Source organism: Streptomyces sp. A0958 (assembly GCF_004795035.1).
Classification (GTDB): domain Bacteria; phylum Actinomycetota; class Actinomycetes; order Streptomycetales; family Streptomycetaceae; genus Streptomyces.
This window is the reverse complement of sequence record NZ_SSBK01000009.1, coordinates 184,187-206,635: the sequence shown is the minus strand read 5'-3', so window position 1 is coordinate 206,635 and position 22,449 is coordinate 184,187. Positions and strand designations below refer to the sequence as shown.

Annotated in this window: 21 protein-coding genes and 1 pseudogene; 12 read left to right on the top strand and 10 right to left on the bottom strand. The window is 72.6% G+C overall.

The window, feature by feature from the left end:
• Positions 1-58: 58 nt before the first annotated feature.
• From E6P78_RS13005 to E6P78_RS12990, 4 genes are all read right to left on the bottom strand, one after another.
• Positions 59-1,246: a GGDEF domain-containing protein gene (locus E6P78_RS13005; protein WP_136203709.1), complete on the bottom strand. Its 1,188-nt coding sequence runs from the start codon at positions 1,244-1,246 to the stop codon at positions 59-61.
• A gap of 87 nt (positions 1,247-1,333) precedes the next feature.
• Positions 1,334-2,146 (bottom strand): enoyl-CoA hydratase-related protein, encoded by an 813-nt coding sequence (locus tag E6P78_RS13000; protein ID WP_136203708.1) that lies wholly within the window; start codon positions 2,144-2,146, stop codon positions 1,334-1,336.
• A gap of 91 nt (positions 2,147-2,237) precedes the next feature.
• Entirely contained in the window at positions 2,238-3,419 is a 1,182-nt protein-coding gene (locus E6P78_RS12995; protein ID WP_136203707.1) for an adenylate/guanylate cyclase domain-containing protein, read from the bottom strand.
• Positions 3,420-3,558: 139 nt separating this feature from the next.
• Positions 3,559-4,422, bottom strand: coding sequence for a biotin--[acetyl-CoA-carboxylase] ligase (locus E6P78_RS12990; protein WP_136203706.1), 864 nt, complete (start codon positions 4,420-4,422; stop codon positions 3,559-3,561).
• A 133-nt stretch (positions 4,423-4,555) separates the two neighbouring features.
• Between E6P78_RS12990 and E6P78_RS12985 the strand changes: the two genes are divergently transcribed.
• The 4 genes from E6P78_RS12985 (at position 4,556) to E6P78_RS12975 (ending at position 7,328) form a co-directional block, all read left to right on the top strand.
• On the top strand, positions 4,556-6,148 hold the full coding sequence (locus E6P78_RS12985) for an acyl-CoA carboxylase subunit beta (RefSeq protein WP_136203705.1): 1,593 nt from the start codon (positions 4,556-4,558) through the stop codon (positions 6,146-6,148).
• A 14-nt stretch (positions 6,149-6,162) separates the two neighbouring features.
• Positions 6,163-6,369, top strand: coding sequence for an acyl-CoA carboxylase subunit epsilon (locus tag E6P78_RS12980; protein WP_136203704.1), 207 nt, complete (start codon positions 6,163-6,165; stop codon positions 6,367-6,369).
• 80 nt (positions 6,370-6,449) lie between these two features.
• Positions 6,450-6,578 carry a hypothetical protein gene (locus E6P78_RS33855; RefSeq protein WP_276607220.1) on the top strand — a complete coding sequence of 43 codons (129 nt, stop codon included), beginning with the start codon at positions 6,450-6,452 and terminating at the stop codon, positions 6,576-6,578.
• 141 nt (positions 6,579-6,719) lie between these two features.
• Positions 6,720-7,328 carry a nucleoside triphosphate pyrophosphatase gene (locus tag E6P78_RS12975; protein ID WP_136203703.1) on the top strand — a complete coding sequence of 203 codons (609 nt, stop codon included), beginning with the start codon at positions 6,720-6,722 and terminating at the stop codon, positions 7,326-7,328.
• A 7-nt stretch (positions 7,329-7,335) separates the two neighbouring features.
• Here the strand turns inward: E6P78_RS12975 and E6P78_RS12970 are convergent, their stop codons facing one another.
• Complete coding sequence (locus E6P78_RS12970; RefSeq protein ID WP_136203702.1) at positions 7,336-7,812, bottom strand: hypothetical protein; 477 nt, start codon at positions 7,810-7,812, stop codon at positions 7,336-7,338.
• Positions 7,813-8,184: 372 nt separating this feature from the next.
• Between E6P78_RS12970 and E6P78_RS12965 the strand changes: the two genes are divergently transcribed.
• Together E6P78_RS12965 and E6P78_RS12960 are read left to right on the top strand one after the other, a co-directional pair.
• Positions 8,185-9,939, top strand: a complete 1,755-nt coding sequence (locus tag E6P78_RS12965) for a biotin carboxylase N-terminal domain-containing protein (RefSeq protein WP_136203701.1) — start codon at positions 8,185-8,187, stop codon at positions 9,937-9,939.
• A 171-nt stretch (positions 9,940-10,110) separates the two neighbouring features.
• Positions 10,111-10,713, top strand: coding sequence for a TetR/AcrR family transcriptional regulator (locus tag E6P78_RS12960; protein WP_136203700.1), 603 nt, complete (start codon positions 10,111-10,113; stop codon positions 10,711-10,713).
• Between the two features lie 208 nt (positions 10,714-10,921).
• Here E6P78_RS12960 and E6P78_RS12955 read toward each other — a convergent pair whose 3' ends face one another.
• Positions 10,922-11,914 (bottom strand): DeoR/GlpR family DNA-binding transcription regulator, encoded by a 993-nt coding sequence (locus E6P78_RS12955; protein ID WP_136203699.1) that lies wholly within the window; start codon positions 11,912-11,914, stop codon positions 10,922-10,924.
• Positions 11,915-12,122: 208 nt separating this feature from the next.
• Positions 12,123-13,562, bottom strand: a complete 1,440-nt coding sequence (locus E6P78_RS12950; protein WP_136203698.1) for an NAD(P)H-quinone dehydrogenase — start codon at positions 13,560-13,562, stop codon at positions 12,123-12,125.
• A 275-nt stretch (positions 13,563-13,837) separates the two neighbouring features.
• Between E6P78_RS12950 and E6P78_RS12945 the strand changes: the two genes are divergently transcribed.
• The 3 genes from E6P78_RS12945 (at position 13,838) to E6P78_RS12930 (ending at position 17,336) form a co-directional block, all read left to right on the top strand.
• Positions 13,838-14,275: a gamma-glutamylcyclotransferase gene (locus tag E6P78_RS12945; protein ID WP_018519118.1), complete on the top strand. Its 438-nt coding sequence runs from the start codon at positions 13,838-13,840 to the stop codon at positions 14,273-14,275.
• A 165-nt stretch (positions 14,276-14,440) separates the two neighbouring features.
• Positions 14,441-15,265: a purine-nucleoside phosphorylase gene (locus tag E6P78_RS12940; RefSeq protein ID WP_136203697.1), complete on the top strand. Its 825-nt coding sequence runs from the start codon at positions 14,441-14,443 to the stop codon at positions 15,263-15,265.
• Positions 15,266-15,689: 424 nt separating this feature from the next.
• Positions 15,690-17,336 carry a phospho-sugar mutase gene (locus tag E6P78_RS12930; RefSeq protein ID WP_136203695.1) on the top strand — a complete coding sequence of 549 codons (1,647 nt, stop codon included), beginning with the start codon at positions 15,690-15,692 and terminating at the stop codon, positions 17,334-17,336.
• A 105-nt stretch (positions 17,337-17,441) separates the two neighbouring features.
• Here E6P78_RS12930 and E6P78_RS33400 read toward each other — a convergent pair.
• Both E6P78_RS33400 and E6P78_RS12920 read right to left on the bottom strand, forming a co-directional pair.
• Positions 17,442-17,561, bottom strand: a pseudogene (locus E6P78_RS33400) (TlpA family protein disulfide reductase); the annotation flags it as partial.
• Between the two features lie 177 nt (positions 17,562-17,738).
• A complete protein-coding gene (locus E6P78_RS12920; protein WP_136203694.1) occupies positions 17,739-18,377 on the bottom strand; it encodes a PH domain-containing protein in 639 nt (212 codons plus the stop codon).
• A 292-nt stretch (positions 18,378-18,669) separates the two neighbouring features.
• Between E6P78_RS12920 and deoC the strand changes: the two genes are divergently transcribed.
• The 3 genes from deoC to E6P78_RS12905 are packed head-to-tail and all read left to right on the top strand — an operon-like array spanning position 18,670 to position 21,966.
• Positions 18,670-19,617 (top strand): deoxyribose-phosphate aldolase, encoded by a 948-nt coding sequence (gene deoC / locus E6P78_RS12915; protein WP_136203732.1) that lies wholly within the window; start codon positions 18,670-18,672, stop codon positions 19,615-19,617.
• A gap of 5 nt (positions 19,618-19,622) precedes the next feature.
• Positions 19,623-21,062 carry an aldehyde dehydrogenase family protein gene (locus E6P78_RS12910; protein WP_136203693.1) on the top strand — a complete coding sequence of 480 codons (1,440 nt, stop codon included), beginning with the start codon at positions 19,623-19,625 and terminating at the stop codon, positions 21,060-21,062.
• On the top strand, positions 21,052-21,966 hold the full coding sequence (locus E6P78_RS12905) for an aldehyde dehydrogenase family protein (RefSeq protein WP_136203692.1): 915 nt from the start codon (positions 21,052-21,054) through the stop codon (positions 21,964-21,966). The genes E6P78_RS12910 and E6P78_RS12905 overlap by 11 nt, the downstream gene beginning before the upstream one ends.
• Positions 21,967-22,026: 60 nt before the next feature.
• Here the strand turns inward: E6P78_RS12905 and E6P78_RS12900 are convergent, their stop codons facing one another.
• Positions 22,027-22,443 (bottom strand): hypothetical protein, encoded by a 417-nt coding sequence (locus E6P78_RS12900; protein ID WP_136203691.1) that lies wholly within the window; start codon positions 22,441-22,443, stop codon positions 22,027-22,029.
• Positions 22,444-22,449 lie beyond the last annotated feature (6 nt).

Sequence of the window (22,449 nt, the reverse complement as noted above, 5' to 3'; positions counted from 1 at the left end):
CCCTTCATGTCACCAGTGCTCGGCGGGTTGACCCCTTACGGCCACCCCCGGGCGCCGGTCACAGTTCGGGGCGGTTGCCGCGCAGCCTGCGGCGGTCGTGCGGGGACTTCGGCGGGGAGTCGGCCAGCCGGATGACCTCGCCGTCGCGCCCCGCCACCACCGGGCGCGCCGAGCGGGCCGCCTTCGCCCGGTACTGGGCCGCGTCCGCGAGCCGGAACAGCCGGCGGGCGGAGACCACCGGGCCGATCGGGTCACCGGTGGACGCCATGCCGCAGGCCACCCCGTTGCCGAACTCCAGATCGGCCGCCCGCTCGCAGAGCTCGGTGGCCACGGCGACCACCTCGTCCGCCCCCGGGCCCACGGCCAGCAGGCAGAACTCGTCACCGCCGAGCCGAGCCGCCAGGGCGCCGGGCAGCATGGCCCCGCACCGGGACAGCACCGAGCCGAAACGTTCCAGCAGCCGGTCGCCGACCGCGTGGCCATGGGTGTCGTTGACCCACTTCAGCCCGTTCAGGTCGCAGACCACCAGGCTGACCACGGCATCGTCCGCGCGGTGCCGCTCCACCGCCTCGTCCAGCCGCATGTCGACGGCCCGCCGGTTGGCGAGGCCGGTCAGCGGATCGGTGAAGGCGAGCTTGCGCACCTCCTCCAGGCGCTCGGTCTGGGCGAGCCCGGCGGCCACGACGGCGGCCAGCACGGTGGCGAAGTCGGCGTCCGCGCGCCCGAACACCGGCGCGCCCACCGGCCGCGCCACATACAGCTCGCCCCAGGCCCGCCCGTGCAGCACGATCGGCGCGACCACACAGCAGCCCCGCCCGCGCCGGCGCAGGGCCGCGACCCGCTGGTGGCAGTAGCCGGGCCCGTACCCGTGCGCACCGCCCGTGCCCGCCTCCCGCTCCTCGCCGGCCTCGTCCACCGGCCCCTCGGCGGTCTCCACCCAGGCGTCGGGCTCGCCGCCCCCGGCCCACCGCTCGTGCAGGAACTCGGTGATCTCCGGGAACCGGTGGACCGGGTAGACCTCCTCGTCGGGGAACTCCTCCTCCCCCTCGGCCCGCTCGCCCGCGTTGACCAGGACCTTCAGCCGGCCGCGCCCGCGCTCCCAGACCGAGAGCGCGGCGAAGCTGCCGCCCAGCGCCTCGCACGCCCCCAGGGCGGCCGCTCGCCAGCACCCCCGGGGCGTGTGCGCCGCGGCCATCGTCTGCGCAAGCGAAACCACGGCCCGCAGTCGTGCGTCGTCACCACCCATTGCGCCAGTTTAGGGCGATATGCACAGCGTGATCAGATAGCGACTCCGGAGCGTGTTCACCCTTTACTCAGCGTGACAAGGGGGTCGTCACTCCCCCGGCCAGTTCGCCTTGCGCTTCTCGTTGAAGGCGGCCACGCCCTCCGCCCGGTCCCCGGAGAAGGCCACCGACCGCCACGCGGAGTCCTCGACCTCCAGGCCCGCCCGCAGATCGAGCCCGTGCCCGAGCCGCAGCGCCCGCTTGGCCGCCCGCAGCCCCACCGGCGAGTTGGCGGCGATGCGGCCGGCCAGCGCCAGCGCCTCGGCCCGGTCCCGTCCCTCGGCCACCAGCTCGTCGACCAGACCCAGCTCCCGCGCCTCGGCGGCCGGCACCCGGCGGGCGCTGAAGATCAGCTCGGCGGCGCGGGCGGCCCCGACCCGGCGGGGCAGCAGCTGGGTGCCGCCGCCGCCCGGGATGACGCCGACGGACACCTCGGGCAGCCCCACCACGGCGGTCGGGTCGGCCACGATCAGGTCGCAGGACAGGGCCAGCTCGAAGCCGCCGCCTAGCGCGAAGCCGTGCACCGCGGCGACGGTCGGCATCGGCAGCTCCAGCACACCGGTGTAGGCGGCCCGGGCGGTGGGCCGCTGGCGCACCAGCTCGGCGTCGGTGAAGGAGTTGCGCTCCTTGAGGTCGGCGCCCACGCAGAAGGCCCGCTCGTGGCTGGAGGTGAGGACGGCGACCCGTACGTCCCGGTCGGCGGCGAGCGCGTCGCAGGCGGCGGCGATCGAGCGGGCCATGTCGGTGGACACCGCGTTCATGGCCTTCGGCCGGTCGAGGACCAGCTCGGCGACGTGCTCCAGGCCCTCGTGGCCCCGTACGACGACGAACTCCCCGAACCGCTGCTCGGACGTCACGGTCATGGCTGCACCCCTGTCGGTTAACGAGCGTTACCGAAGGGACCTTAGGGCGTCCTCCGACAGGGGGTCCACAAGGAGTCAGGGAGCCAGGGAGTCAGGAGGTGCCGCGGCGGGCCAGCAGCCACGGCTCGACCACGCCGAGACCGCGGACCGGGCGCTGCCACATCGGCTGCAGCCCGAAGCGGTACTTGGGCGCGGGGACCGGCTCCCCGTCCGGGCCCTCCTTCGCGGCCCGCTCGGCCGCCGCCGCGGCCTCCTCGGCCGCCCGCGCCTCCGAGACCGGTGCGTCGCCGGTGCGCGTCAGCTCCTCGGCGAACGCCCCGTCCACCAGCACCGCGTCCTTCGGCGCTATCGAGGTGAGCCGGCTGGCGAGGTTCACCGTCGTGCCGAAGACATCGCCCATCCGGGTGGTGACCGTGCCGAAGGCGATGCCGACCCGCAGCGCCGGCATCGTCTCGTCCGCGGTCATCGCCTCGATGAGGCGCAGCGCGATCTCGGCGGCGGTGCCCGCGTCGTCGGCGGCGAACAGGACCTCGTCGCCGAGGGTCTTGATGAGCCGCCCGCCGTGCGCGGCGACGAGGTCGGCGCAGGTCGTCTCGAAGGACTCGACCAGTTCGCCGAGCTCCTCCTCCTCCAGGCGGCGGGTCAGCCGCGTGAAGCCGACGAGGTCCGCGAAGCCGACGGCCAGGCGCCGGTCGACCATCTCCTCGTCGTCGGCCGCCTGCACGACCCGGCCGGTGGCGGCGGCGAGCTGGCGCCGCCACACGTACACCAGGAATTCCTCCAGCTCCGGCAGGAGCAGTTCGACCAGGGGGTAGGTGACCTCGGTACGGGTCATGCCCGGCTCGGGCGGCTCGGTCAGGCCCTCCAGGAACGAGTCGATCTGCCATTCGGCCAGCCGGGCGGTGGTCTGCCCGGTCGACCGGGCCACCTGGATCGCCATCGGCTCGCTGAGCAGCCCGGCCTCGACCAGACCGGACAGCCGCCGCAGCGCCAGCACGTCGGCCTCGGTGAGCGCCTTGGCCTGCCCGATGTCGGCGAAGCCCATGGCCCGCCAGAACCGGGAGGCCAGGTCCATGGAGACGCCGGCGGTGCGGGCCGCCTGGAACGGGGTGTAGCGCCGCTCGGCGCCCAGGATCAGCTGTTCCAGCCGGATCGCGAGGGGATCGTCGGTCGGTTCGGCCGTGTGGTCGACTTCGTGGTGCGGTGTGGCGTAGCCCGAGGGGTCCGACGGATGCTGTGCGCCATCGTCGGAGGTCGTGTCGTCGACGGTCACCAGCCGCCTCCTGCCCGTTCCCTGCGCACTGCCCTGCCGATCTGTCCGTCGGTGGATCACCTCAACGATACGGCAGGTGTGCCCTACCTCACGTCCTCAGGGCGCCGGGGCCCCGGCGCCGGCCGGGGCCCGGACCCGCTCAGGTCAGGCCGCCCCCGGCTCCCCGCAGGTGCACGATGTCCCCCGCCGAGACCGGTTCGCGCAGCCCGTCGCCGGTGGACAGGACCAGCCGGCCGTCCCCGTCGACGGCCACGGCCTCGCCGGTGAGCGTGCGGTCGCCGGGCAGCTGGGCCCGTACCGTCCGGCCGAGGGTCGCGCAGCCGGCCGCGTACGCCTCCTGCAGTCCGCTCGCCGCCGCGTCGCCGTCCGCGTCGCGCCACAGCCCGTACCAGTGCTCCAGGGAGCGCAGGACGCCCCGCAGCAGCGTCTCGCGGTCGGTGGAGACCGCTCCGGCCAGGGCGAGGGAGGCGGCGGTGGGGGCGGGGAGCTCGTCGGCGCGCAGGGAGACGTTGAGGCCGATGCCGATGACGACGCCGTCCCCGGCGCGCTCGGCGAGGATGCCGCCGGTCTTGCGCTCCTCGCCACCGACAGCGGCGAGCAGGTCGTTGGGCCATTTGAGGGCCATGTCCACGCCGGCGCTGCGGGCCAGGCCGGTCGCCGCCGCGACCCCGGTGAGCAGCGGCAGCCACCCCCACCGCTCGGCGGGGACGGTGCCCGGGGTCAGGTAGACGGAGAAGAACAGGCCGGAGCGGGCCGGGGCCGTCCAGGTGCGCTCCAGGCGCCCGCGGCCGGCGGTCTGCTCCTCGGCGACGAGGACCGTGCCCTCGGTGAGGGAGGCCGCGCGCGCCGCGAGGTCGGTGTTGGTGGAACCGGTGCTCTCGACCACGTCCAGCGCGGTCCACAGCCCGCCCGGCCGCAGCAGTCCGCGGCGCAGCGCGGGGACGTTCAGGGGCGGCCGGTCCAGGTCCGACCAACGGCTCTGTGGCGCATCCGAAGGTGTCATGCAAGCCACCCTAGGTGTGTCAAACGACGCACTGCCGAACCGTATCCGCGCCGATACGCTACGGCTCAGTAGCTGTTCGTCAGCTGATCAGCAGCACAGTCGTCCCCGTGACCAGGCAGGGAGCCGCCACCCGATGTCCGAGCCGGAAGAGATCGACACCCACACCACCGCGGGCAAGCTCGCGGACCTGCAGCGCCGCATCGGCGAGGCGACCCACGCGGGGTCCGCGCGCGCGGTCGAAAAGCAGCACGCGAAGGGCAAGCTGACCGCACGCGAGCGCGTCGATCTGCTGCTCGACGAGGGTTCCTTCGTGGAGCTCGACGAATTCGCCCGGCACCGCTCGACGAACTTCGGCATCGAGAAGAACCGGCCGTACGGGGACGGCGTCGTCACCGGCTACGGCACGGTCGACGGCCGCCCCGTGTGCGTGTATTCGCAGGACTTCACCATCTTCGGCGGCTCGCTGGGCGAGGTCTACGGTGAGAAGATCGTCAAGGTGATGGACTTCGCGCTGAAGACCGGCTGTCCGGTCATCGGCATCAACGACGGCGGCGGCGCCCGTATCCAGGAGGGCGTGGCGGCGCTGGGTCTCTTCGCGGAGATCTTCCGGCGCAATGTGCACGCCTCGGGTGTGGTCCCGCAGATCTCGCTGATCGTCGGCCCGTGCGCGGGCGGCGCGGTGTACTCCCCCGCGATCACCGACTTCACGGTGATGGTCGACCAGACCTCGCACATGTTCATCACGGGCCCCGACGTCATCAAGACGGTCACCGGTGAGGACGTCGGCTTCGAGGAGCTGGGCGGCGCCCGTACGCACAACACCACCTCCGGCGTCGCGCACCACATGGCGGGCGACGAGAAGGACGCCATCGAGTACGTCAAGTCACTGCTGTCGTACCTCCCGTCGAACAACCTCTCGGAGGCCCCGGCCTTCCCGGAGGAGGCGGACCTCGCGGTCACCGACGAGGACCCCGAGCTGGACACGCTCATCCCGGACTCGGCGAACCAGCCGTACGACATGCACACCGCGATCGAGCACGTGCTGGACGACGGCGAGTTCCTGGAGACCCAGGCCCTGTTCGCGCCGAACATCATCACGGGCTTCGGCCGGGTCGAGGGCTACCCCGTCGGCATCGTCGCCAACCAGCCGATGCAGTTCGCCGGCTGCCTGGACATCAACGCGAGCGAGAAGGCAGCCCGCTTCGTCCGCACCTGCGACGCGTTCAACGTGCCGGTGCTGACGTTCGTGGACGTGCCGGGCTTCCTGCCGGGCGTCGACCAGGAGTACGGCGGCATCATCCGGCGCGGCGCCAAGCTGATCTACGCGTACGCGGAGGCGACCGTCCCGCTGATCACGGTGATCACCCGCAAGGCGTTCGGCGGCGCGTACGACGTCATGGGCTCCAAGCACCTGGGCGCCGACATCAACGTCGCCTGGCCGACCGCCCAGATCGCCGTCATGGGCGCGCAGGGCGCGGTCAACATCCTGCACCGCCGCACGATCGCCGCCGTCACGGACGCCGACGAGAGGGACGCGACCCGGGCCGAGCTGATCGCGGACTACGAGGACGCGCTGCTCAACCCGTATGTGGCGGCCGAGCGCGGGTACGTGGACGCGGTGATCATGCCGTCCGACACCCGGGCTCACGTGGTCAAGGGACTGCGTCAGCTCCGCACCAAGCGGGAGTCGCTGCCCCCGAAGAAGCACGGCAACATCCCCCTCTAGAAAGGGCCCTGGCCATGATCAAGGTCGTACGGGGCAACCCGACCCCGGAGGAGCTGGCCGCCGCCCTGGCGGTGGTACAGGCGCGCGCCGCGGCGGTGTCCGCCGTGCCGTCCGGCACCCCGCAGCCGCCCGCGGGATGGTCCCACCCGAGCCGCCTGGCCCGGCGCGGCCGCCACCTGCCCGGACCCCGCGCCTGGGCCCGCACGTACTGGCCCTCATAGCCGCTGGTGACGCGTGGGGGCGGCGGGTTGAGTACGCGTACTCAGGCGCCGCCCGCGGCCCGCGCGGCAGGATCGGACGCATGCTGTGGTCCGACCCCGAGAACAAGCCGCCGAAAGAACTGCGCGACGCCCAGAACATGATGCGCAGAGCGGGCCTGGTGCTGGCCCTGGCGATGGTGCTGGCGATGTTCGTCCTGGGAACGCGCTGACGTTTCCAGCCCCTCCGGCGGGCACATCAAGCCCCTCCGGTGATTGAGGAGCGGGGGCCCGGGGGCGGAGCCCCCGCAACGCGCCCGCCCCCGCACCCGCAACGCGCCCGCCCCCGCCCCCGCACCCACCGCATCCGTACCATGGCGGTCATGACCGCCCAGCGCCTCGTACTCGCCTCCGCCTCCCCCGCCCGCCTCGGCCTCCTGCGCCAGGCCGGCTTCGCGCCCGAGGTGATCGTCAGCGGGGTGGACGAGGACGCGCTGAGCGCCCCGACACCGGCCGAGCTGGCCCTCGTGCTCGCCGAGGCGAAGGCGGCGGTGGTGGCGGCGCTGCCGGAGGCGGCCGGGGCCCTGGTGATCGGCTGCGACTCGGTGCTCGAACTCGACGGCGAAGCCCTCGGCAAGCCGGCCGACGCCGAGGAGGCCACCGCCCGCTGGAAGTCGATGCGCGGGCGGGCCGGGGTGCTGCGGACCGGGCACAGCCTGACGGACACCGCGACCGGGCGGACGGTGTCGCGGACCGCGTCGACCACGGTCCGCTTCGGTGAGCCCTCGGACGCCGAGATCGCCGCCTACGTGGCCTCGGGCGAACCGCTCTACGTGGCGGGGGCGTTCACCCTCGACGGGCGCTCGGCGCCGTTCGTCGACTCCATCGAGGGCGACCCGGGCAACGTCATCGGGCTGTCGCTGCCGTTGCTGCGGCGGCTGCTGGGCGAACTGGGGATCTCGGTCACCGAGCTCTGGGCCTGAGGAGGGCTCAGGCCGGGGCGGGGGCGGCCGGCTGCTCGGGCTCCGGATCGGGCCCGGCCTCCTGCCCGGCGGCCGGTCCGGCGCCGGCGGGGCCGTACGCCACCAGCGCCAGCACGATCAGGCCGAGCACCACCATCATCCAGGCGAACGCCGCCCAGCCTACGAGCCCGACCGTCAGCGCGCCGAGCACCCCGTGGACGACCGCGCAGCAGATGAGCACGATCCGCGCGACGCGGCCCGGGGCCCGGTCGCGGGCGCCCGCCACGACGAGGAGCGCGGCGCACAAAAGCAGGAACAGGCCGGAGACGCCGCCGAGCACCCAGGTGCCCTTGGACATGGCGCCGGGGTCCGTACCGGCCAGGGACATGTCCTGGTTCTTGATGACCGTGCCCAGGACCACGTTGATGATCACGATGCCCGCGGCTTCCACGGCCAGCACGAGCGCGGCTATGAAAGCCACCAGCCTGCGCACCACGACGCTCACCCCCTGTTACCTGCAGTACGTGCGATAGCGCGGACCCTACTAACCAGTAATGGCCACGACAAGAGCCCGGCGGAACCCCGGCGGACCCCTATCCGTCCGGGCTTCAGTGCGTCGGGCAAAGAATTGCCCACCCCTTAGTGGGAAGTCCACAAAGAATCACGGTCAGTCGCTGCCCGTGCCGATAGAGACCTGGGCCACACCTGATCGCTACTGTGCGGTTTCAGAACCCGGCGTACCGTGGTGGCACAAGGGATTTCGCGACTCGAGCACACCTCGAATCACACTCCGTGTGGGCAAGCTCACCATTGGGGACGGGTCGTAGGACCGTGTCGGTTGTCCCTAAACTCAGCTTGTTTCAAGGAGGGAGCCATCGTGCGCAAGGTGCTCATCGCCAACCGTGGCGAAATTGCTGTCCGTGTTGCTCGGGCCTGCCGGGACGCGGGAATCGGGAGCGTGGCCGTCTACGCAGACCCGGACCGCGACGCTCTGCACGTGCGTGCGGCCGACGAGGCATTCGCTCTGGGCGGTGACACCCCGGCGGCCAGTTACCTGGACATCGCCAAGGTGCTCCAGGCTGCCAAGGACTCCGGGGCGGACGCGATCCACCCGGGTTACGGCTTCCTCTCGGAGAACGCCGAGTTCGCCCAGGCCGTACTGGACGCCGGTCTGACGTGGATCGGCCCGCCGCCGCAGGCGATCCGGGACCTCGGTGACAAGGTCGCCGCCCGCCACATCGCGCAGCGCGCCGGTGCCCCGCTCGTCGCGGGCACCCCGGACCCGGTCTCGGGCTCCGCCGAGGTCGTCGCCTTCGCCGAGGAGCACGGCCTGCCGATCGCGATCAAGGCCGCCTTCGGTGGTGGCGGTCGCGGTCTGAAGGTCGCGCGCACCCTGGAGGAGATCCCGGAGCTGTACGACTCCGCGGTCCGTGAGGCCGTCGCCGCGTTCGGGCGGGGGGAGTGCTTCGTGGAGCGCTACCTCGACAAGCCGCGGCACGTGGAGACCCAGTGCCTGGCCGACACCCACGGCAACGTGGTCGTCGTCTCGACCCGTGACTGCTCGCTCCAGCGCCGCCACCAGAAGCTCGTGGAGGAGGCCCCGGCCCCCTTCCTCTCCGACGAGCAGAACGCCCAGCTGTACGCGGCGTCCAAGGCGATCCTGAAGGAGGCCGGCTACGTCGGCGCCGGCACGGTCGAGTTCCTGGTGGGCCTGGACGGCACGATCTCCTTCCTCGAGGTCAACACCCGCCTCCAGGTCGAGCACCCGGTGACCGAGGAGGTCTCCGGCATCGACCTCGTCCGCGAGATGTTCCGCATCGCCGACGGCGAGGAGCTCGGCTACGACGACCCCGCCGGGCGCGGTCACTCGTTCGAGTTCCGGATCAACGGCGAGGACCCGGGCCGCGGCTTCCTGCCGGCCCCGGGCACCGTCACCCGGTTCGACGCGCCGTCCGGTCCGGGCGTCCGGCTCGACGCGGGCGTCGAGTCCGGCTCGGTCATCGGCCCCGCCTGGGACTCGCTGCTGGCGAAGCTGATCGTGACCGGTGCCACGCGTGAGCAGGCGCTCCAGCGCGCGGCCCGCGCCCTGGCCGAGTTCCACGTCGAGGGCATGGCCACCGCCATCCCGTTCCACCGCGCGGTCGTGACGGACCCGGCGTTCACCGCCGACCCGTTCCGCGTCCACACCCGCTGGATCGAGACGGAGTTCGTCAACGAGATCAAGCCGTTCGCCGCTCCCGCCGATGCGGACGCGGACGACGAGTCCGGCCGCGAGACGGTCGTCGTCGAGGTCGGCGGCAAGCGCCTGGAGGTCTCGCTGCCCTCCTCGCTCGGCATGAGCCTGGCCCGTACCGGCCTCGCGGCGGGCGCCAAGCCCAAGCGCCGCGCGGCGAAGAAGTCCGGCTCCGCCGTCTCCGGCGACACCCTCGCCTCCCCGATGCAGGGCACGATCGTGAAGATCGCCGTGGAAGAGGGCCAGGAGGTCAAGGAGGGCGACCTGATCGTCGTCCTGGAGGCCATGAAGATGGAGCAGCCGCTGAACGCGCACCGCTCCGGCACGGTCAAGGGCCTGGCCGCCGTGGTCGGCAGCTCGATCTCGTCCGGTGCGGCCATCTGCGAGATCAAGGACTGACGCCGGGGCCCGTCCCCGCCACCCCCTTCCGCCGGTGCCCCGGTCATGTCATTGAACGTGACCGGGGCACCGGCCATTCGGGCGACCGGTTACGGGCCGTACCGCCAGTTGCGCGATGGCATCCTGGAGACCCGGAGACCGGATGACAGGGTGACAGGGAGGACCGCACCAATGGCGATGAGCGCGGCAGGGACGCCGGCCCGGCCCATGCGTGCCGACGCGCGCCGCAACTACGGCCGGCTGCTGACGGAGGCCCGTAGCGCCTTCGCGGAGCACGGCACCGACGCGTCCCTGGAGGACGTGGCGCGGCGTGCGGGCGTGGGCATCGGCACGCTGTACCGCCACTTCCCGACCCGGCACGCGCTGATGAGCGCCGTCTTCCAGGAGGCGGTGACCTCCCTGATCACCCGCTCCCGCGAACTGGCCGAGGCGGAGCGGCCGTGTGCCGCGCTGGTGGAGTGGCTGGGTGCGATCATCACTCATGCGGGTGAGTACCGCGGCCTGGCCCAGGCGCTCATGTCCACGTGCCGCGACGAGAGTTCGGCCCTGGCCAGGTGCAATACGCCGCTGCGCGAGGCGGGTTCGGCCCTCCTGACCCGCGCCCAGGCAACCGGCTCGGTCCGGGCGGACGTATCCATAGACGACCTGATGCAACTGACCAACGCGATCGCCCTGGCCGCCGAACAATCCCCGGACGACCCAGACCTGGCCGCCCGCCTACTGACATTGACGCTACGAGGCCTGCGAGGCGATTCAAGCCCCTCCGGCGATTGAGGAGCGGGGGCCCGGGGGCAGCGCCCACCCTTCAAACCCCTCCGGCGATTGAGGAACAGGGGCCCGGGGGCAGCGCCCACCCTTCAAACCCCTCCGGCGATTGAGGAACAGGGGCCCGGGGGCAGCGCCCACCCTTCAAACCCCTCCGGCGATTGAGGAGCAGGGGCCCGGGGGCAGCGCCCCCGAAACGGACCCGCGCCGCACCCCGCTACCGCCGCCGAAGGTCCGCCACCCGAGCCCGCTCCCGTTCCCGCTCCCCCGCCGCCCCCGGCTCAGCCAGCACCCCCCGCAACGCCTGCCCATGCGTACGCCGCTGCCCGGGCAACGGCATCTCGCGCCGAGAGGACCGCCCCGCCGAAGCGGCGTCACCGGACACCGAAGCCGCCCCGGACGCGGACGCGGCGGCAGCCGCCCCCGCCCCCCCGCCCGCGACAGCGATCTGCACGCCCTGGTCAGCCAGCGCCTGCAACTCCGCCGCCGCCCGCTCGTCGTGCGCGGCGGGCTCGTCCGTCACCAGATGGGTGATGAGATCCGTCGGCACGGTCTGGAACATCGTGTCGGAGCCGAGCTTGGTGTGGTCCGCGAGGACCACCACCTCCGCCGCGGCCTGCACCAGCGCCCGGTCCACGCTCGCGGAGAGCATGTTGGACGTGGACAGCCCGCGCTCGGCGGTGAGCCCGCTCCCGGACAGGAACGCGCGCGAGACCCGCAGCCCTTGGAGCGACTGCTCGGCACCGCTGCCCACCAGGGCGTAGTTGGAGCCGCGGAGGGTGCCCCCGGTCATCACCACTTCCACCCGGTTGGCGTGGGCCAGCGCCTGGGCGACCAGCAGTGAGTTGGTGACGACGGTCAGGCCGGGGACGCGCGCGAGCCGGCGGGCCAGCTCCTGCGTGGTCGTACCGGCGCCGACCACAATGGCCTCGCCCTCTTCGACGAGGCCGGCGGCCAGGTCGGCGATGGCCGTTTTCTCCGCGGTGGCGAGATGGGATTTCTGCGGAAAGCCGGACTCCCGCGTAAAACCGCCCGGCAAAACCGCACCGCCGTGCCGGCGGTCGAGGAGTCCTTCTGCCTCCAGTGCCCGCACGTCCCGCCGTACGGTCACTTCGGAGGTCTGGACGACGCGGGCGAGCTCACGGAGCGATACCGCCCCGTTGGCACGCACCATTTCGAGGATCAACTGACGACGTTCTGCAGCGAACACGAAACTGACAGTAACGTGACCGCACGACAGTTTTCAGCAGTTTGCGCCGAATAGCAGAAGTTGTACATACGGACGGTCGCCAAGTGGTATAGGCGGCTACCTTGTTGCCCTCTCCTGATCGGGCGGCGGTCGCAGGGCCGCCCGACTTGCCGGGAGTTGCCGGGATATGCCGGGCTGCGCCGGGCCCCCGGCCCCGTATCCCGGGCGGTTACGCCTCGCCCGTGCGCTTACGGCTGTGCAACTGGCGGGCCACTTCGGCGATCGAACCCGACAGGGACGGGTACACAGTGAAGGCGTTTGCGATCTGCTCGACCGTCAGATTGTTGTCGACCGCGATCGAGATGGGGTGGATCAGCTCGCTCGCCCGGGGCGCGACGACGCAGCCGCCGACCACGATGCCGGTGCCGGGCCGGCAGAAGATCTTGACGAAGCCGTCCCGGATGCCCTGCATCTTGGCGCGCGGGTTGCGCAGCAGCGGCAGCTTGACGACCAGGGCCTCGATCCTGCCCGCGTCCACGTCCGCCTGGCTGTAGCCGACGGTGGCGATCTCCGGGTCGGTGAAGACGTTCGAGGAGACCGTCTTCAGGTTCAGCGGGGCGACCGCGTCGCCCAGGAAGTGGTACATCGCGATGCGGCCCTGCATGGCGGCGACGGAGGCGAGCGCGAAGATTCCGGTGACGTCACCGGCCGCGTAGACGCCGGGCGCGCTGGTACGGGAGACCTTGTCGGTCCAGATGTGGCCGGAGTCCTTGAGCCGGACGCCGGCCTCCTCCAGCCCCATGCCGGCGGTGTTGGGGACGGCGCCGACCGCCATCAGGCAGTGCGAGCCGGAGATGACCCGGCCGTCGGCGAGGGTCACCTCGACCCGGTCGCCGACGCGCTTGGCGGACTGCGCGCGGGAGCGGGCCATCACGTTCATGCCGCGGCGCCGGAAGACGTCCTCCAGGACCGCGGCGGCGTCGGGGTCCTCGCCGGGCAGCACCCGGTCACGGGACGAGACGAGGGTGACGCGCGAGCCGAGGGCCTGGTAGGCGCCGGCGAACTCGGCACCCGTGACGCCGGAGCCGACGACGATGAGCTCCTGCGGCAGCTCGTCGAGGTCGTAGACCTGGGTCCAGTTCAGGATGCGCTCGCCGTCGGGGAGCGCGTCGGGGATCTCCCGGGGGTGGCCGCCGGTCGCGATCAGCACGGCGTCCGCGGTGAGCGTCTCCTCCGTACCGTCGGCCGCCGCGACGACGACCTGGCGGGAGCCGTCGGCGGCCTGCAGGCCCTCCAGCCGGCCGCGCCCGCGCATCACGCGTGCGCCGGCGCGGGTGACGGAGGCGGTGATGTCGTGGGACTGGGCGAGCGCCAGGCGCTTCACACGGCGGTTGACCTTCCCCAGGTCGACGCCGACCACACGCGCGGCCTGCTCCGTGGGCGGTGTGTCGTCCGCGACGATGATGCCCAGCTCCTCGTACGAGGAGTCGAAGGTGGTCATCACCTCGGCCGTCGCGATCAGGGTCTTCGAGGGCACGCAGTCGGTGAGGACCGACGCGCCGCCGAGGCCGTCACAGTCGACGACGGTCACCTCCGCGCCGAGTTGGGCGCCCACCAATGCCGCCTCGTACCCGCCGGGTCCGCCGCCGATGATCACGATCCGGGTCACGAAAAGTCCGCCTCGCGTTTCTCATCCCGCGGCCGTCTGCTGCCCCGGCCGGGGGTCCGGGGGATCGCCCCGGGGGAATGCAGTACGTACTTCATTGTCCCGCACCCGCCAAGGTGCTTCTCCCCGGGGCCCTCCATACGTGCGCCGGGGCGCACGGCGCACGGCCGCAGCCGGTGAATCCGCCCCTTCGGGCCGCCCCGCCGATTCCCCCTCTCGCGGGGGCCTTCCTCACAGGAACCGCCGCTCCCGGCGCCACCTCCCGTACCCTCGGTTCCATGTCGCTCTACGCCGCGTACGCCGGCAACCTCGACGCGCGGCTGATGACGCGCCGCGCCCCGCACTCACCGCTGCGCGGCACCGGCTGGCTGAACGGCTGGCGGCTGACCTTCGGCGGGGAGCAGATGGGCTGGGAGGGTGCGCTGGCCACCGTGGTGGAGGCGCCCCGCTCGCAGGTGTTCGTGGCCCTGTACGACCTGGCGCCCATGGATGAGGACTCCATGGACCGCTGGGAGGGCGTGGGACTCGACATCTACCGCCGCATGCGCATCCGGGTGCACACCCTGGACGGCGAGGAGCCGGCCTGGATCTATGTGCTCAACGGCTACGAGGGCGGGCTGCCGTCCGCCCGCTACCTGGGCGAGATCGCGGACGCGGCCGATTCCGCCGGCGCTCCGCACGATTATGTGATGGAACTCCGCAAACGCCCCTGCTGACCGCGTGGGCGGCCCGGGCCGCCGTGGGAGCGGTCCCGACCTGCCCTTTCGCGGCCGGCCGGGCGCCCGGCCGGGGCCCGACTGTGGGAACGCACGAACGAACGTGGCGAGACTCTGTACGGGAGCATCTACGCGCGTAGGGAATGAGCGGTTACCCTCATCCGCGTGAACGCATCAGTTATTCCGGACCACATCCAGGGCGACCCGTACGCCGCCGCCGCCGACGCCGCCGCCCGCCTGCGCGAGCTGACCGGTGCCGAGACCCACGACGTCGCCCTCGTGATGGGCTCCGGCTGGGCGCCCGCCGGCGCCGCGCTCGGCGTTCCGGAGGCCGAGTTCCCGGTGACCGCGCTCCCCGGCTTCCCCGCGCCCGCCGTCGAGGGCCACGGCGGCACGGTCCGCTCGCACCTGATCGGCGACAAGCGCGCCCTGGTGTTCCTGGGCCGTACGCACTTCTACGAGCGCCACGGCGTCGCCGCCGTGGCGCACGGGGTGCGCACCGCGGTCGCCGCGGGCTGCCGGACCGTGGTCCTGACGAACGGCTGCGGGGGTCTGCGTGAGGGGATGCGGCCCGGGCAGCCGGTCCTGATCAGCGACCACATCAATCTCACGGCGGCCTCGCCGATCGTCGGCGCGAACTTCGTCGACCTGACCGACCTGTACTCGCCGCGGCTGCGGGCGCTGTGCAAGGAGGTCGACGGGACGCTCGAAGAGGGCGTGTACGTGCAGTTCCCCGGCCCGCACTACGAGACGCCGGCCGAGATCAACATGGTCCGCGTGATGGGCGGCGACCTCGTCGGCATGTCCACGGTCCTGGAGGCCATCGCGGCCCGCGAGGCGGGCGCCGAGGTCCTGGGCCTCTCCCTGGTGACGAACCTGGCGGCGGGCCTGAGCGGGGAGCCGCTGAACCACGAGGAGGTCCTTCAGGCGGGCCGCGACTCGGCGACCCGGATGGGCTCGCTGCTGGCGCGGGTGCTGGAACGGATCTGAGGCGGCCTTCGTGGGGGCGCGGCCCCCACAGCCCCGCTCCTCAATCGCCGGAGGGGCTTGATTCACCCCCGGCCACTCCCAGCCCCTCCGGCGCGCACTCAAGCCCCTCCGGCGCTTGAGGAGCAGGGCCCGAGGCCGAGCCCCACAAACCCAGCCCCTCCGGCGCTCGAGAAGCGGGGCCCGAGGCCGAGCCCCACAAACCCAGCCCCTCCGGCGCTCGAGAAGCGGGGCCCGAGGCCGAGCCCCACAAACCCAGCCCCTCCGGCGCTTGAGGAGCGGGGGCCGGGGCGGAGCCCCGGTTACGGGAAGGGGCGGGTAGGGGAACAGTCCCGCCGCAGGCGCCCACCCGCGTACCGCCCCACCGCACCCCGCCCCACCTCCCCTCCCCACCTCCCCTCCCCCTCCCCCCCGAAAGGCGGACCCCGTGACGACGACGCAGGACCTCCTCGCCCGGGCCAGGACCTGGCTCTCCGAGGACCCCGACTCCGAGACCCGCGACGAGCTGGCCAAGCTCATCGACGCGGAGGACCTGGACGAGCTCGCCGCCCGCTTCGCCGGCACGCTCCAGTTCGGCACCGCCGGGCTCCGGGGCGAGCTGGGCGCCGGCCCCATGCGCATGAACCGCGCCGTGGTCATGCGCGCCGCCGCCGGCCTGGCCGCGTACCTCAAGGACCAGGGGCAGGCCGGGGGTCTCGTCGTCATCGGCTACGACGCCCGCTACAAGTCCGCCGACTTCGCCCGGGACACGGCCGCCGTGATGACGGGTGCGGGTCTGCGGGCGGCGGTGCTCCCCCGCCCGCTTCCCACCCCCGTGCTCGCGTACGCCATAAGGCACCTGGGTGCCGTCGCGGGCGTCGAGGTGACCGCCAGCCACAACCCGCCGCGCGACAACGGCTACAAGGTCTACCTCGGCGACGGCTCGCAGATCGTGCCGCCGGCCGACGGCGAGATCGCCGCCGCCATCGCAGCGGTCGGTCCGCTCGACACCGTGCCCCGCCCCGGCGACGGCTGGGAGACCCTGGGCGACGAGGTGCTGGACGCCTATCTGGCGCGTACGGACAGCGTGCTCGACGCCGGTTCGCCGCGTACCGCCCGCGTCGTGTACACCGCGATGCACGGTGTCGGCACCTCCGTGCTGACCGCCGCGTTCGACCGGGCCGGTTTCCCCGCCCCGGTCCTCGTCGCGGAGCAGGCCGAGCCGGACCCCGCGTTCCCCACCGTGGCCTTCCCCAATCCGGAGGAGCCCGGCGCGATGGATCTCGCGTTCGCCACCGCGCGCCGCACGGACCCCGACATCGTCATCGCCAACGACCCGGACGCCGACCGCTGCGCCGTCGCCGTACCGGACCCGGGCGCGGACGGCGGCTGGCGGATGCTGCGCGGCGACGAGGTCGGCGCGCTGCTCGCCGCCCACCTCGTGCGCCGGGGCGCGACCGGCGTGTTCGCCGAGTCGATCGTCTCGTCGTCGCTCCTCGGCCGGATCGCCGAGAAGGCGGGCCTTGGTTACGAGGAGACGCTGACGGGCTTCAAGTGGATCGCCCGCGTCGAGGGGCTGCGCTACGGGTACGAGGAGGCGCTCGGCTACTGCGTCGACCCGGACGGCGTCCGCGACAAGGACGGCATCACGGCCGCGCTGCTCGTCGCCGAGCTCGCCTCCGTACTCAAGGAGCAGGGCCGTACGCTCCTGGACCTGCTGGACGACCTCGCCCTGGAGCACGGCCTGCACGCGACCGACCAGCTCTCGGTCCGGGTGGAGGACCTTTCCGTCATCGCGGACGCCATGCGCCGCCTGCGCGAGCAGCCCCCGACGTCCCTGGCGGGCCTGCCCGTCACCACCGCCGAGGACCTGTCCCTCGGCACGGACCGGCTGCCCCCCACCGACGGGCTGCGCTACGGCCTGGAGGGCGCCCGCGTGATCGTCCGCCCGAGCGGCACCGAGCCGAAGCTGAAGTGCTACCTGGAGGTCGTGGTCCCGGTCACCACGCCCGACGACCTCCCGGCGGCCCGCGCCCGGGCGACGGCCCTGCTGACGGACATCAAGCGGGACCTGTCCGCAGCGGCCGGGATCTGACACCCGCCGGCCGGCCGGGGCGCCCGGGAAGGGCCCCGGCCGGCCGAGCGGAAGCCGGGCGGACCCGGTATCCGGGCGGACCCGGTGCCCGGGCGGACCCGCCGATCAGCCGCGTTCTTCCGCGACAAGCGGGTCGATCATGGAGTGCAGCTGCTCTTCGTCGAGGCCCAGGAGCGCCCGCGCGGCGGTCCTGCCGTCCCGGTCGAGCACGACCGTCGAAGGGACGTCGCAGCCCCGTCGGACTGGCTCTGGGAGCCTGTTCCACAGGCCGACACGGCGAGGGCGATGGACAGCGTCCCGGCAGCGAGCGGGGCGCGGCGCAGCGAGCGGGGCGCGGCGCAGCGAGCGGCTGAGGCGCATGAGTGAAGTCTCACACGCGGGTCTCCGGGCGCCCGTGCGGGCTCAGCCCAGCGCCCCCAGCACCACCAGCAGCACCGCGCCCACGACCGACGGGGCGATGACCTCGTACGCCCAGCGCACCGACTTGCCGGGGGCGTCGGGCACGGGCTTGTCGCCCGCGCGTTCGGAGAGTTCGCGCAGGTCTGCCACCGCCTGGTCCGCCGCGGCGGTGCGGGCCTTGGTGTCGCGTACGTCGGCGGTCGCGGAGGTCCGGCGGTAGGGGTCGTCCAGCGACTGCCGGGACTGCTGACGGGCGGCCTTCTTGCGCTGCCGCAACGACACCGGCACGGCCCAGAGCTGGTACTTCGTGCCGTCGTTGGTGAACAGTTCGCTCGAATACCCGGCGCGCACGTCGGCGACGTCGGTCCACGGCAGCGTGATCGTGCGGAACGGGTTGCGGACCCGGATGCGCTGGTCGTTGACGGACACCACCGGGCGCAGGGTGAAGGCGACGATCAGCGGCACCGCGGTCAGCAGCCCGGCGAGGGCCAGCCACGGCACCCGGCCCTCGCCGCGGAACGCGGCGTCGCCGCCGATCCAGCAGATGAGCACGAGCAGCAGGACACCCCCGACCAGCCCGGCGGGCGACCGGAACGTCCGGTCGGCGTAGGTGGGCTCGGCGGGAGGCGTGGGGCTCGTCATGAGCCCGATTGTGCCTGACGCCGCCGAGTGGTGCGGGGGCACCCGCCCGCTGCTCGCGCGCCGGTGCGCAATACACAGTCGCGCCGGTGCGCAACGCGCGGATGCGCGCGGTGTGCGATACGCGGATGCGCCGGTGCGTGATAGGCGGACGCGCGAGCGTGTGATGTCGCGAGCGCGTGATGTGCGGATGCGCGCGGTGTGCGATACGCGGATGCGCCGGTGCGCGCGATACGCGGACGACCTGGGCCGCTGTACAGGTCGCTACGCGCGTAGATATGCTCATGTGGTGACCATGCCCACCACCCTCCCCGCATTCGCCGACGCGACGGCGTCCGACAGTGCGCTGCGCCGCTTCCTGCACGGGCTGCCCGGCGTCGACGCCGTCGGCCTCGAAGCGCGCGCCGCCTCTCTCGGAACCCGTTCGATCAAGACGACGGCCAAGGCGTACGCCATCGACCTCGCCATCTCGATGATCGACCTGACGACGCTGGAAGGCGCGGACACCCCCGGCAAGGTCCGGGCGCTCGCCGCCAAGGCCGTCAACCCCGATCCCACCGACCGCACGAGCCCGCGCACCGCCGCGGTCTGCGTCTACCCCGACATGGCGGCCACCGCGGCCGTCGCCCTGGCCGGCTCCGGTGTGAAGGTGGCGTCCGTGGCGACGGCCTTCCCCGCCGGGCGCGCCGCGCTGGACGTGAAGCTCGCGGACGTCCGCGACGCCGTGGCGGCCGGGGCGGACGAGATCGACATGGTGATCGACCGGGGCGCCTTCCTCTCCGGCCGCTACCTGAAGGTCTACGAGGAGATCGTCACCGTGAAGGCGGAGTGCGGGAACGCCCGTCTGAAAGTGATCTTCGAGACCGGCGAGCTGTCCACGTACGACAACATCCGGCGGGCCTCCTGGCTGGGGATGCTGGCGGGCGCGGACTTCATCAAGACCTCGACCGGCAAGGTGGCGACGAACGCCACGCCCGCGAACACCCTGCTGATGCTGGAGGCGGTGCGCGACTTCCGCGCGCAGACCGGCGTCCAGATCGGCGTGAAGCCGGCCGGCGGCATCCGTACGTCCAAGGACGCGATCAAGTTCCTCGTGCTGGTCAACGAGACGGCGGGCGAGGACTGGCTGGACAACCGCTGGTTCCGCTTCGGCGCCTCCAGCCTGCTGAACGACCTGCTGATGCAGCGCCAGAAGCTCAGCACCGGCCGTTACTCCGGCCCCGATTACGTGACGGTGGACTGATACCCATGGCATCTGCATTCGAGTACGCACCCGCGCCCGAGTCGCGGTCGGTCGTCGACATCGCGCCCTCGTACGGCCTGTTCATCGACGGTGAGTTCACCGACGCGGCCGACGGCAAGGTCTTCAAGACGGTCTCGCCGAGCAGCGAGGAGGTGCTGTCCGAGGTCGCGCGGGCCGGCGCCGAGGACGTGGACCGGGCCGTGAAGGCGGCCCGCCGGGCGTTCGAGAAGTGGTCGGCGCTGCCCGGCTCCGAGCGCGCCAAGTACCTGTTCCGGATCGCCCGGATCATCCAGGAGCGCAGCCGCGAGCTGGCCGTCCTGGAGACCCTGGACAACGGCAAGCCGATCAAGGAGACCCGCGACGCGGACCTCCCGCTGGTCGCCGCGCACTTCTTCTACTACGCGGGCTGGGCCGACAAGCTGGACCACGCGGGCTACGGGGCGAACCCGCGCCCGCTGGGCGTGGCCGGCCAGGTCATCCCGTGGAACTTCCCGCTCCTGATGCTCGCGTGGAAGATCGCCCCCGCCCTCGCCACGGGCAACACCGTGGTGCTGAAGCCGGCCGAGACGACGCCCCTGTCCGCGCTGTTCTTCGCGGACATCTGCCGCCAGGCGGGCCTGCCCAAGGGTGTCGTCAACATCCTGACGGGGTACGGCGACGCGGGTCAGGCGCTCGTCGAGCACCCGGACGTGAACAAGGTCGCCTTCACCGGCTCGACCGCCGTCGGCAAGGCCATCGCCCGCCAGGTCGCGGGGACCGACAAGAAGGTCACCCTGGAGCTGGGCGGCAAGGGCGCCAACATCGTCTTCGACGACGCCCCCATCGACCAGGCCGTCGAGGGCATCGTCACCGGCATCTTCTTCAACCAGGGCCAGGTGTGCTGCGCGGGCTCCCGGCTCCTGGTCCAGGAGTCGATCCAGGACGAGCTGCTGGACGCCCTGAAGCGCCGGCTGTCCACGCTGCGCCTCGGCGACCCGCTGGACAAGAACACCGACATCGGCGCGATCAACTCCGCGGAGCAGCTGGCCCGGATCACCGCGCTCGTGGAGACCGGCGAGGCGGAGGGCGCGGACCGCTGGTCGGCCCCCTGCGAACTGCCCTCGGCGGGCTACTGGTTCGCCCCGACGCTCTTCACCAACGTCACGCAGGCCCACACCGTCGCCCGCGACGAGATCTTCGGCCCGGTGCTCTCCGTGCTGTCCTTCCGCACCCCGGACGAGGCGGTCGCCAAGGCCAACAACAGCCAGTACGGCCTGTCGGCGGGCATCTGGACGGAGAAGGGCTCCCGCATCCTCGCGGTCGCCAACAAGCTCCGGGCGGGCGTCGTCTGGGCCAACACGTTCAACAAGTTCGACCCGACCTCGCCGTTCGGCGGTTACAAGGAGTCGGGCTTCGGCCGCGAAGGCGGCCGCCACGGCCTGGAGGCGTACCTCGATGTCCGATAACCGTCTGAGCGTCTTCAAGACCTACAAGCTGTACGTCGGGGGCAAGTTCCCCCGCTCCGAGAGCGGCCGGGTGTACGAGGTGACGGACTCGAAGGGCAAGTGGCTGGCGAACGCGCCCCAGTCCTCCCGCAAGGACGCGCGCGACGCGGTCGTGGCCGCGCGCAAGGCGTTCGGCGGCTGGTCGGGCGCGACCGCGTACAACCGCGGCCAGATCCTCTACCGCATCGCCGAGATGCTGGAGGGCCGCCGCGAGCAGTTCGTACGCGAGGTGGCCGAGGCCGAGGGGCTGTCGAAGTCCAAGGCGGCGGCCGTCGTGGACGCGGCGGTGGACCGCTGGGTCTGGTACGCGGGCTGGACCGACAAGATCGCCCAGGTGGTGGGCGGGGCGAACCCGGTCGCGGGCCCGTTCTTCAACCTCTCGACGCCCGAGCCGACCGGCGTGGTGACCGTCCTCGCCCCGCAGGAGTCCTCGTTCCTGGGCCTGGTCTCGGTGCTCGCCCCGGTGATCGCGGCCGGCAACACGGCGGTCGTGGTGGCCTCCGCGAAGTCGCCGCTGCCCGCCCTGTCGCTGGGCGAGGTGCTGGCCACCTCGGACCTGCCGGGCGGTGTGGTCAACATCCTGTCGGGGAAGACCGCGGAGATCGCCGCCCCGCTCGCCGCCCACCAGGACGTGAACGGCATCGACCTGACGGGCGCGGACGCGGAGCTGGCCAAGGAGTTGGAGATCGCGGCGGCCGACAACCTCAAGCGCGTCGCGCGTCCACAGCCTGTGGACGGCGAGAGCGGTGAGAACGGCCACGACTGGTCGGCCGACCCGGGCACGCACCGCCTGACGGCGTTCCTGGAGACCAAGACGGTCTGGCACCCGACGGGCGCCCTGGGCGTGTCGGGCTCCTCGTACTGACGCGGGTACGGGCGCGGCCCGTGTCCCGGAGGCTTCTCCGGGGCACGGGCCGCCTCCGTGTCAGCCGTGCAGCCCGCCGACGGCCTGGCCCACGAGGGGCAGGTCCTTCAGGGCGCCGCCACTGGTCACGGGGTCGGTGACCAGCCCGGTGGACAGCGGCTTGAAGTCGGCGACCTGGGTGCCGACCACGTTGTCCAGCGGGTCGACGCCGGTGCCGGCCAGCGGGTCGAGGCGCAGGTGGGTGACGGGCGCGATCCCGTTGTCCAGCGACTGGCCGAGCGCCCCGGTCAGCGCGCCACCGGCCGCCTCGGTGGCCTCCCCGAGGCTGGTGTCGGTCCCGGTCGCCTGGACGACGGGCAGCGGCGCGGCCTGGGCCGCGGCACCCCCCGCGCCGAGCGCGGCGCCCACCGCGGTGACGGTCAGGCCTGCGCGCAGCAGGGTACGGCGCCGGGACTTGGAAAGTGCGTGACGTGCCATGGATTT